Source organism: Pseudomonas sp. AGC41, from assembly GCF_057334555.1.
Window position 1 is genome coordinate 1739 of record NZ_JBHFJB010000068.1, and the last position, 9897, is coordinate 11635.

The following is a 9897-nucleotide window of genomic DNA, read 5'->3' on the forward strand; positions in this document are numbered from 1 at the left end:
CTCCCTCGCCACGTGCAGGCACATGTAAGCTGCACACTCATAGATCAAACTTTCACGCCCCCTACTCACATATTCCCAACCATCTCCCACAACGATGCCCCTACCCCGGTAATGCTCTCCCCCGCAATCAACCCCGCCGCCGCCGTAATGGCGAAGCGTTCCGTGAGGCTTGGCCAGCGGCAGCTCACCAGCCAGGTGAGTACGGCGCCGAGGGCCATCATCAGCGATACCGAGGCCGGCAGGACAAAGGCCAGGCCCAAGGCCGCCGTGCTGGGCAGGTAGCGGGCCCGATGGGCCGGCAGCAGGCTGTCGAGGATGCCCAGCAGCAGGCCCGCGATGGCGCCGATGAAAATCGCCCAGCGGATGCTGGCTGACAATGAGTCCAGGCCATGGGTAAGGGTCTGCGCCACGGCTTTCCAGGTGGCGACCGCCGGGGCCGGCCACTCTTCGGTGAGCAGCATGGTCTGGGGGTCCGGGATCAGCGCCAGATAGGCCAGCACGCCGACGATGCTGCCGATGAAGATTCCCAGAGTCTGCGCCTGCAGTTGCTTGCGCGGCGTGGCGCCGATCGCTCGGCCGACCTTGAAATCGTTCATCAAGTCGGTGCATTGCCCGGCCGAACCGCCGGCGGTATTCGCACTCATCAGATTGATCGGCACCTGCCCTGGGGCGACGATGCCAAAGCTCAACTGGGACAGTTGCCCGATCGCACCGATAGGCGGAATGCCCGTGGCGCCGACTACCCGGGCCGCCACCGCCGCCAGGCAGATGGCCAAGGGGATGGTCAGCAGCGCCATCCACGGGTTGATGCCGAACAACAGCGCTTGCAGGCTTACCACCAGGATGATCGCCAACAGGAAACCGAGGGCGGGGCCGGCCTTGGGAACCACCCAGGTCGCCGCGCCGCTGGCCTTGGTGGAACCGTGCAAGGCCCACAAGCGAATCGCCAGGGAAGCCAGCGTCGAGCAGACCATCAGGCTCACCCCCGGCCACAGCAGCCACTCCACCAGCACCGCAAATTGCGCTCCACTGCTACCGGGCGGTAACTGCACCAGGCCATTTTCCAGCAGCCACGGCGCCAACCCGCCCCACGCCAGCAGCGCGCCGAGCAGCAGGGTCAGGCCAACACGAATGCCGATGATGCCGCCGAACCCCACCAGCAACAGCGAAGGGTCTGCGGTAAAGGTCAGGCGCTCGAGTTGGGCGCTCGGCGACCAGCGCGGGATGGCCCACCAGAAGGTATCGACCCACTTGGCGATCCCGGACAGCAGCGCCGCGCCGAGCAGCACCTTGAGTCGCGTCGCGGCTTCCTGGCCATGGTTGTAGATGTGCAGGAGGGTTTCCAGGGTCGCCATGCCCTCGGGAAACCTCAGTGCCTTGTCGTTGAGCAATGACGGCCGCAGGTACCAGGCAATCCAGATGCCCAGGAAGCTCACCGAAAATACCCAGGCAATCATCGGCACCGCGTCCAGTTGCTGGCCGGTCAGCAAGGTGTACGCCGGAATGGGCGCGACCAGCCCGCCGGAGATGATCGACGCCGCTGCCGACGCAACGGTCTGGTTGATGTTGCTTTCGTGCAACGTCCACGGCAGCCCCGCGGCCGAACGTTTGGCCAGGCCCTGCCAGATGCCGTAGCCGACCAGCAAGGCAATGATCGACATGTTGAACGACCAACCGATTTTTAATCCGGCATAGACATTGGAGGGCGTCAGGAGGATGCCAAGCACGATCCCCGTGATGACCGCGCGCGGACTGAATTCGCGTTCGACGGGGCGGACATGCGGGCTCGAAATCTGGTCCATGCGAATTCCTTATCGGCAAAAACAGTCGGCTCAGCCGAGGCAACTACCTGACAAGTGAGTGCTGTATCGACGCAAGGTTCACCGGCGATGGTTCTGGCGACCACGGGATAGAGCGGTCAACCCCGACAATCCGACGCTCTCCTCAAGCAGCCCCCCACCTGGCCGATAACCTGTGTGACGACGGCCCTCAGGCCTCGCCAGGCTCTGCTGGTCGCATAGGGTGATGATCAATGGCTTTGCAGCTTAACCGTTTACTGATGTTCGGCGTCCTGATGCTCCTGGTTGCGGGTGGGTCGGCGTTGGCCATCGCGGCTGAGCCGCCGCTGCGCATCGTCACGGAGGAATTGCCGCCCTACAACATGACGCAGAACGGACGCGTGACCGGCATGAGCACCGAGGTCGTCGAGGCCGTGCTCAAGGAGATCGGTGTCCAGGCGTCGATCCAGCCCATGCCCTGGGCTCGTGCTTACGAGTTGGCGCTCAATGAAAGCAATGTCCTGATCTATTCGATCGTCCGCACGCCCGCACGCGAAGCGCTTTTCCAGTGGATCGGCGCCATCGCCCCGACCCAGTGGTACATCTACTCCCTGGCTGAGCGGCCAGTGAAGCTCAACTCCCTTGCCGATGCCCATGGGCACCAGATCGCGACCGTCAATCAGGACGTCGGCGAGCAATACCTGGTCTCGAAGGGCTTTCGCATCGGCGAGGATTTGCAATCGAGCACCCGATACGAACACAACTACCGCAAGCTCAAGGTCGATCATGTGGAGTTGTGGATTTCCAACGAACTCAACGCGCTGTACCTGACCCGGCAAAATGGTGAAGACCCGGAAAAAGTCCTCATCCGGTCATTGCCGCTGCCCGAACTGAGCAGCGCCGACGGCTTGAACATGGCGTTCAGCCGTAACACGCCGGCGCAAACCGTCGAGAAATTCCGCGCCGGCCTGGAGGCTATTCGTCGCAACGGCGTCTACGATGCCATCGCGCGCAAGTGGTTATGAGATGGACGGCAACTTCGCCCCGGCGCCCTTTCAACGACCACCGGCCAAGGCCCTCAGCTCCCTGGGGCGTCGACTGGTGCTCGCAACGCTGCTGTTCTGCCTGATTTTCACCGTGGCGATGGTGACATGGCGCACCTGGCTGGCCTGGGAAAGCAACCTGGCGGAGATGAATTCCGAGCTGGGGCTGATTGACCAGGTGTTCCAGGACACCCTCGCCCACGCCATCTGGGAAATGGATCGCGAGTCCCTGGACAAGCAGCTCAACAGTGTCGCCAGCGCCGCGCCGGTCGGACGCGTGGTCCTGAATGTCCTGCGGCCCGGCCGCTCACCGGAAATCATCGAACTCAACCGCTACACCACCGGTAACGCCGGCTCGGCACCGGTGTTGCAGCGCCAGCTCATCGCGCAACCCTATCTCGGCGCTCATGAAAAAGTCGGCGAGCTGATCATCGAGGGCGATAACCAACTGCTCTGGAAGCGCCTGTGGGGCGAAGCGCGCACCATCGTCATCACGCAGATCATCCAATCGATGCTCCTGGCCGGGCTGGTCATGACCATGTTCAACCGCCTGGTGACCATCCATGTGGTGCATATCGCCCGGCATTTGGGTGAGCTCGCTCCGCAGACGCTCAAGCGTCACCTCAAGTTGCAGCGATCGGTCAACCGCCAGGACGAACTGAGCCTGCTCGAAACCCAGGTCAACGAACTGCAGGACAATCTCCATGCGCACCTGGAGCGCCAGCGTTCGGACGAACTGGCGATCGCCGCCAGCCGCGATCAACTGGTCGAACTGGTCGAGGCGCGCACGGCGGAACTCAAGGCCGCCAACCAGGCCCTCGAAGCCTTGTCCCGCCACGACGCCTTGACCGGCCTGGCCAACCGTCGCCACTTCGACGAACTGAAGGAAGTCGAATTCCGCCGCGCCATGCGTCACAGGACGCCGCTGGCGGTGCTCATGTGCGACGTGGATTTTTTCAAGATCTACAACGACACCTACGGCCACATGAACGGCGACCTGTGCCTGCAACAGATAGCCGAAACCCTGCGTGACGTGTTCGGGCGCTCCGGCGAGCTGACCGCACGGGTGGGTGGCGAAGAGTTCGTCGTCGTGCTGCCAAACATCGACGCGCAGCAGGCCTGCGAGGCGGCCGAGAGGCTGCGCGCCGCCCTGGCCGAACGCAAGCTGCCCCACAGCGGCTCATCGGTCTCGCCCTTCGTCACCCTGAGCATCGGCGTCGCCGAGCTGGACCCCGAGACCATGGATCATTTCGACCCACTGATGCAACGCGCCGATCAGGCGCTGTACCGGGCCAAGCACCAGGGACGCAACCGCGTCTCCCTCTGAATCTTCGTCACGTCGAGGTCTGTATGCGCCACTCTCTGCTGCTCTGCTCCTGCGTACTCCTGGCCTTGATCAGTCTCAAAGGCCAGGCCGAAACCATCGAGGTCGTGACCGAGGACTCGCTTTACGCGTATCTGCGCGATGACAAGCTGGTCGGCCCCGGTATCCATATCGCGTCCGACACGCTGCAACAGGCCAACCTCAGCGATTTCCGCATGGCCCTGTATCCCTGGGCGCGGGCCTATGAGATGGCCTTGCGTGAGCCCAACGTGCTGATTTTCCCACTCGATCGCACCCCGGCCCGGGAACAGCTGTTCAAGTGGGTCGGTGAAATCCATCGTTCCACCAGCCGGCTCTACAAGCTGCGAGACGCCGACCCCATCACTGTCCGCAACCTTGAAGAGGCCAAGCAGTACAGCATCGGCGTGATACGCAATGACGCCAAGCAGATCTATCTGCAAGAACGTGGCTTCAGTCGTCTGGTCGTGTCGGCGAACAACCACGACAACTTCCAGAAACTGCTGAACCGACAGGTCCAACTGGTGCCGATGCCGGAGAACACCGCACGCCTGATGAGCCAGGATGCCCAGATGGATTTCAATCAGCTGGAGGAAGTCTATGCCCTCGACGAGCAACCCCACCGGGTCTACCTGGCCTTCAGCCTGAGCACACCGGACGAAACGGTCGCCCGTGCCCAGCGCGCGTTCGAAGCGCTCAAGGCGTCGGGCGAAGTCGAACGGATCATGAAGGAGAAGCGTTGAGCGGCGGCACCGGTCAGCGGCTTTGAACTCTCGCATCGCAAACATCGTCTAGCCCATTAGATGCTGTGGAGGCGCGCCTGCTCGCGAAGACGGCGGCACATTCGACATGAATGTCGTCTGTTACACCGATTTCGCGAGCAGGCTCGCTCCCACATTCCGGGGTTCGGCTACAGCAATGGAGATGTATCGATGAGCACACTGAACGCGGTATCGGATTCCATTCAGACCCTGATGCTGGAACGCAACGATTGGGTACCCAACCACCCGCGCCTGCCGGTGATCATCTACAGTGACGCGGTGGCTGCCCAGACAGGTGATCTGGCTGCCCATATCGAGGAGATTTTCCGCAGCAACGGCTGGCCGCCGCAATGGCGCTACGGGATCTACGATTTCCACCATTACCACACCGAAGGCCACGAAGTTCTGGGCGTCGCCAGCGGTCACGCGCGCTTGATGATCGGCGGCCCCGACGGACAAGTGATCGACGTCCAGGCAGGCGACGTGTTGCTGCTACCTGCCGGCACCGGGCATTGCAACCTGGGTTCCAGCGAAGATTTCCTGGTCGTCGGCGCGTACCCACCGGGCCAGCAGGCCGACATCTGCCGCGAAGCGCCGAGCGCGGCGCAACTGGCAAACATCGACGCGCTACCGTTTCCTGATCGGGACCCGGTGCAAGGCGCCAAGGGCGCTGTCAGTCAATATTGGCGGAGCCAACGCTGACATTTCGCAGCCCCTCGCAACGATCCACGGTCAACGACCGTAGACCTTCTGCAACTGCTCTTGAGTCAGCGCGTCTTCGAACGGGACCGGTACCGACTTCACCGCGCCATACAGGTTGCGATAGCGCCAGTAGTTACCGTTATTGGCCAACTGGTAGCCGCGCTCGACCACACGCTGGCCGTCAAGCACATAGCGCAGGGTTTCCTGGGCCGCCTCCGGTGGCACCGGTAACATCAGGTCGGTTGCCAGCACCCGCATCGACTCGTCGATGCATTCGTCGAGCACTTGGGTCACTTGCGCCAGATCCAGCGAGCCGTCGTCAATACAGCGTTTGCCACAGCGTCTGATCGGCTGGCTGGAGACTTCGATGCGCATGCGATACAGCGGCGAACCGGCAATGTCCTGGACCTGTACCTGGTTGATCAGCACAAAACTGCCACGGTCAGGTGTAAGCATCAGTTTGGGCTCGATCACCAGGCGAGCGCTGACAGGCCCCTCCCCCTGCTTGAGTCCTGCCACTAGCGACGCTTGCTGGAAGCGCTGTTGCAGCCGCTCCTGCAACGGCACGCCGGCAAGCAGGTCCGCTAGCGGACGCGACTCCTTGGCGGCGGTATTTTCCGCATCGCGCTGCAAGCTGCCACTGCCCATCTGGGTATTGATCAGGCTGGCAACCAGCAAGCCGGCAAGCCCGGCGCTGTTACCGGAGCTTGCGACCAGGGTATGACTGGACGACGCTGCCTTCTGCGCGGCCTCGGCGTCGACCACCGTGCTGGCCCCCACAAACGCCTGCGGCAATTGCAGGTCCACCTTGACGCCATGGGCCTTGACGTAGGACACCGCGTCCTGCGATTTGAAACCGGCTTCAGGTGCCGGTTTCTGCGCGCATCCCATCAGCGTCAGCAGGGCCACTGAGATGGCCGCGATCAATTCACGCCTCATTGTTCGAACGGCGTGATCATTTGCTGACGGCTCGTATCCATCGCCTGGTAAAAGGCATTGGTCAGATTGGTATAGTTCGGCTCGTCCCACTCGCCCTGGGCGGCCTGCACGACGGAAAAGGGTTTGAACCACAGCAGTCTGTTATCGGCCAGATCGATCAGCATGCCCTGTCCAAAGACTTGCGCCATGGGTACGCTGGTCGGCACGATACTGTAATAACTGCGGGTGGCTCCGGTCCCTGTCACGTTGACCAACAGCAGGCGATCGACACCGTAGGTGGCCTTGATCGATGTCAGGTCGCGGACGGTGTAGCCTTCACGGAAACTCATTTCCTTGAACTTGTTCAAGTCCACCGGCTCGTTGATGCGCTTGGCCTTGTAGCCCTTGGCTTGCAACTTGGCGACGATGGCATCCGGCAATGCGTTGAGATCGCGCACTTGCCATTTTTCGACATTATCGCTGAGCTTGCTGTTGACGCCTTTGTTGATGGCCAGGTCCAGCAGCCCCTGGTTGCCGGTCAGCGCCAGGACGGGTTCCGGCACCACGTTGATCGCCACACCAACAGTGGCCTCCCTGGCATCCCAGAATTGATGGTCCAGTGGTACCGGAGGCTGGACATGAGCGCAGCCGGTGAGCGTCAGGCAAGCAACAACGGTCAGTGCTGCCAGGGTGCGAAGCGTGTGAAAAGACATGTATCAAGTCCCTATGATTAAAAACGATGCTGCTTATGTCGGCAGCGACGGCAATAACAATAGTGGCACATTGATATTTATTTTTTCAATCCTTTGATATTTCATACACTTCTTCGCTTCCTGCTCCCTAGATCATCGGCGAACTGCTCACCACCCGCAGCGCCAACCCCTCGAACGCATCCAGGGTAATGGTGAACTCACCCTCGGGCGTGAGATCCCCTTCGACCCGCTCGTTGATGATGTCCACCACCGGCCCCGGTGCGATCCCGGGCAGGTGCAGGGTTTCGGTGATCGGCGTCGAACCGAAGTTCAGCGCGGTGATCTGCGTGCCTTTGCCGGCCGGCAGTTCGTGGACCATGATCAGCAGCCCCGGATGCTCGACGTCCGGGATGAGGATCTGGCGGCTCGCCGCGATGTCGTAGGCGCGGCGCGCGGCCAGGATCCTGCGCAGTTGCGAGGCGAACGAATCCGGGTCCTTCAACTGGCTCGGCAGGCTGCCATACAAAGTCTTCGGACGCGGCATCTGTCCGGCCGACAGCGGCGCTTCCGGGTTGAGGTCCACCAGGTCGTAGGCTCCACGATGAATCCAGCGCGTGTCGCCGTCGCGCATCAGGTGCTCGACCTGTTCCGCCGGCAACGGCAACGCTCCCACCAGATCCCAGCCAGACAAGGCGAACACGCCCGGTTGCATGGCGTTGAACATCACCAGCAGCAGATGCACCTGGCGAATCTGCTGGATATCGGCCGCTGTTATCGCGTCGAGGTCGCGAATGCCCAGGGCGGCGGTGATGATGCTCGTCGTGGTGCACGATACGCCGTTGGTGACGAATTTCAGATTGTAAGGCGCGTGCTCGCCGGACAGGCGTTCGTACATCTGCTCGCGGATGTGCTCGCGCAGGATGCTGCCGGGAAACGTCTGGCCTTGGTACAGGTAGGTGTCGTGGGCATGCAGCGTCCAGAAGTGCACCAGTTCCAGGGTCAGTTCATCATGATTCTGCAAGGCGTGGATCAACGAGCCCGGGTCGATGCCGAAGCTGTGCATCTGGCGCAGCATCAAGCGCAGGAATTCGGTGTCGCCCATCAGCAAGGCATGCTGGTAGGCCGGTCGAGTGATGAAGTCGTAAGACAGGTCCGCCCCGCCGTGGGACATGGCGGCAATGTCGTCGAGGGTCAGGTTCAATTCCTGGAAGCTGAAACCGCCGGCCTTGCGAATCGCCCCGCCGAGCAACTGGTTGCCGGTGATCGACAGCGGATGGCTTTCGGACCAGGCGGTGCCATCGAGCTTGCGCTCCACGCCGAGGAATCCGTTGGCGTCCAGCCTGAGGATCTTCGCCCCCATGACATCGATGGCGTGCAGCGCATCGCCAATGATCATCTGCTGCGCGGCAAAGGTCGGGTCCAGCCAGTTCAGCGACGGCTGCCCTTCCTTGAAATAGTGCAGGTAAACCCAACGCCGTGGCTTGCCGTCGACGCCCATGATGATCGGCGTCGCACTCCAGTCGGTTTCCTTGACGCCAGGCTCGAAGAAGATCACCCGCTGCAACTGGCCGACGATGTAGTGCTTGTCACGCAGGGCATCCACCTGCTGCGCGGTGAGGTTCTGCGCATCACGCCCCTCCCCGACCTCGGGCAGCAGCGGCCAGTCTTCCTCGCGGATTTCCACCATGTGGTAGAGCCCCGGATAGTCTTCGTAGGCCATCTCTGCCAGACGGAAATCCGCGCCCTTGCCGGTATGGGACGGGATGACGTCGTCGATGACCACTGCGTTGTGCGCAGCGGCCATGCGGGTCAATGCCTGGAGCTGCGCGTCGGTGCCCAGCTCCGGGTCGATGTCGAAGCTGATGCGATCGAAATTGCCGTCGATGGTTGGGGTGTAGTCAGTGCCGCGCAGGCCGCCGGATCTTTTCAGCGGACCGTTGTGGATGCCCTGGATGCCGATTTTCGACAAGGCGTGCCACAAGGTTTCGTCGCCCAACGCCTCGAGCACCGTGCCATTTTCCCGGGTAACGATGGAGGCTGGGTAGGCGGTAAACCACACCGAGGAAAGCGCTGAAGCATCACGGGGCCGGGTGTGCGCATATGGCTGCTGCCACAAGCGTCCTTGCCCCGAATAGAGCTTGGCCCGCTGCCGCGCCGCGTGGAGCATCGATTGTTCGACCAGCCAGTCGACATGATTTTTCTCAGCCATCGTCATAAAAATCCCTGTCGTGAAGAAAAAACCGGACCGGCTGCCGACATCAGCGGCGCCGCTCAATAGTCATATGAGGCTCTGGCCCGGCATTCGTTGCATTGAGGCCCGAAGCGGTGGGTATTCGATGGGTGAACCCGAGCCAAGGTGGGAGCGGGCCTGCTCGCGAAGGCGCCAGCCCAGACACCTCAAAACCCGTGGCGAGGGAGCTTGCTCCCGCTCGGCTGCGCAGCAGTCGCAAACCGGTGGATGCGGTCTGCCTGGAAGACTGCCGGGGCCCGCTGCGCAGGCCAGCGGGAGCAAGCTCCCTCGCCACGGGGGCTGCTCTGGCGTGGCGGTTCGTGTTCTCGCCGATGTTCGCGCGCAAGAGCGGACTGATCCAATCCTGTGAGAGCGAGCCTGCTCGCGAAGGCGCCAGCCCAGACGCCTCAAAACCCGTGGGGGGGGGGGGG

Annotated in this window: 8 protein-coding genes; 4 read left to right on the forward strand and 4 right to left on the reverse strand. The window is 62.2% G+C overall.

The window, feature by feature from the left end:
• Window positions 1-65: 65 nt before the first annotated feature.
• Window positions 66-1802 (reverse strand): OPT family oligopeptide transporter, encoded by a 1737-nt coding sequence (locus ACE04F_RS13185; protein ID WP_486107279.1) that lies wholly within the window; start codon window positions 1800-1802, stop codon window positions 66-68.
• A gap of 230 nt (window positions 1803-2032) precedes the next feature.
• Between ACE04F_RS13185 and ACE04F_RS13190 the strand changes: the two genes are divergently transcribed.
• The 4 genes from ACE04F_RS13190 to ACE04F_RS13205 all read left to right on the forward strand — a co-directional run bounded on the left by ACE04F_RS13190 (window position 2033) and on the right by ACE04F_RS13205 (window position 5626).
• Complete coding sequence (locus ACE04F_RS13190; RefSeq protein ID WP_486107281.1) at window positions 2033-2803, forward strand: substrate-binding periplasmic protein; 771 nt, start codon at window positions 2033-2035, stop codon at window positions 2801-2803.
• A 1-nt stretch (window position 2804) separates the two neighbouring features.
• Window positions 2805-4148, forward strand: a complete 1344-nt coding sequence (locus ACE04F_RS13195; RefSeq protein WP_305501271.1) for a GGDEF domain-containing protein — start codon at window positions 2805-2807, stop codon at window positions 4146-4148.
• 23 nt (window positions 4149-4171) lie between these two features.
• The gene (locus tag ACE04F_RS13200) at window positions 4172-4906 is read left to right on the forward strand and encodes a substrate-binding periplasmic protein (RefSeq protein ID WP_486107282.1); all 735 of its coding nucleotides are present in this window, start codon (window positions 4172-4174) and stop codon (window positions 4904-4906) included.
• A gap of 189 nt (window positions 4907-5095) precedes the next feature.
• Complete coding sequence (locus tag ACE04F_RS13205; protein WP_486107284.1) at window positions 5096-5626, forward strand: cupin; 531 nt, start codon at window positions 5096-5098, stop codon at window positions 5624-5626.
• 30 nt (window positions 5627-5656) lie between these two features.
• Here ACE04F_RS13205 and ACE04F_RS13210 read toward each other — a convergent pair whose 3' ends face one another.
• From ACE04F_RS13210 to treS, 3 genes are all read right to left on the reverse strand, one after another.
• A complete protein-coding gene (locus ACE04F_RS13210; protein WP_486107291.1) occupies window positions 5657-6517 on the reverse strand; it encodes a hypothetical protein in 861 nt (286 codons plus the stop codon).
• A 44-nt stretch (window positions 6518-6561) separates the two neighbouring features.
• Window positions 6562-7257: a hypothetical protein gene (locus tag ACE04F_RS13215; RefSeq protein WP_486107286.1), complete on the reverse strand. Its 696-nt coding sequence runs from the start codon at window positions 7255-7257 to the stop codon at window positions 6562-6564.
• 127 nt (window positions 7258-7384) lie between these two features.
• Window positions 7385-9451, reverse strand: coding sequence for a maltose alpha-D-glucosyltransferase (gene treS / locus ACE04F_RS13220; RefSeq protein WP_486107288.1), 2067 nt, complete (start codon window positions 9449-9451; stop codon window positions 7385-7387).
• Between the last annotated feature and the right edge of the window lie 446 nt (window positions 9452-9897).

What these genes read in the sequence shown, in the direction of transcription:
- ACE04F_RS13185 (WP_486107279.1), bottom strand. Translation starts at nt 1,802, where the DNA reads ATGGACCAGATTTCGAGCCCGCATGTCCGCCCCGTCGAACGCGAATTC.
- ACE04F_RS13190 (WP_486107281.1), top strand. Translation starts at nt 2,033, where the DNA reads ATGGCTTTGCAGCTTAACCGTTTACTGATGTTCGGCGTCCTGATGCTC.
- ACE04F_RS13195 (WP_305501271.1), top strand. Translation starts at nt 2,805, where the DNA reads ATGGACGGCAACTTCGCCCCGGCGCCCTTTCAACGACCACCGGCCAAG.
- ACE04F_RS13200 (WP_486107282.1), top strand. Translation starts at nt 4,172, where the DNA reads ATGCGCCACTCTCTGCTGCTCTGCTCCTGCGTACTCCTGGCCTTGATC.
- ACE04F_RS13205 (WP_486107284.1), top strand. Translation starts at nt 5,096, where the DNA reads ATGAGCACACTGAACGCGGTATCGGATTCCATTCAGACCCTGATGCTG.
- ACE04F_RS13210 (WP_486107291.1), bottom strand. Translation starts at nt 6,517, where the DNA reads ATGGGATGCGCGCAGAAACCGGCACCTGAAGCCGGTTTCAAATCGCAG.
- ACE04F_RS13215 (WP_486107286.1), bottom strand. Translation starts at nt 7,257, where the DNA reads ATGTCTTTTCACACGCTTCGCACCCTGGCAGCACTGACCGTTGTTGCT.
- treS (WP_486107288.1), bottom strand. Translation starts at nt 9,451, where the DNA reads ATGACGATGGCTGAGAAAAATCATGTCGACTGGCTGGTCGAACAATCG.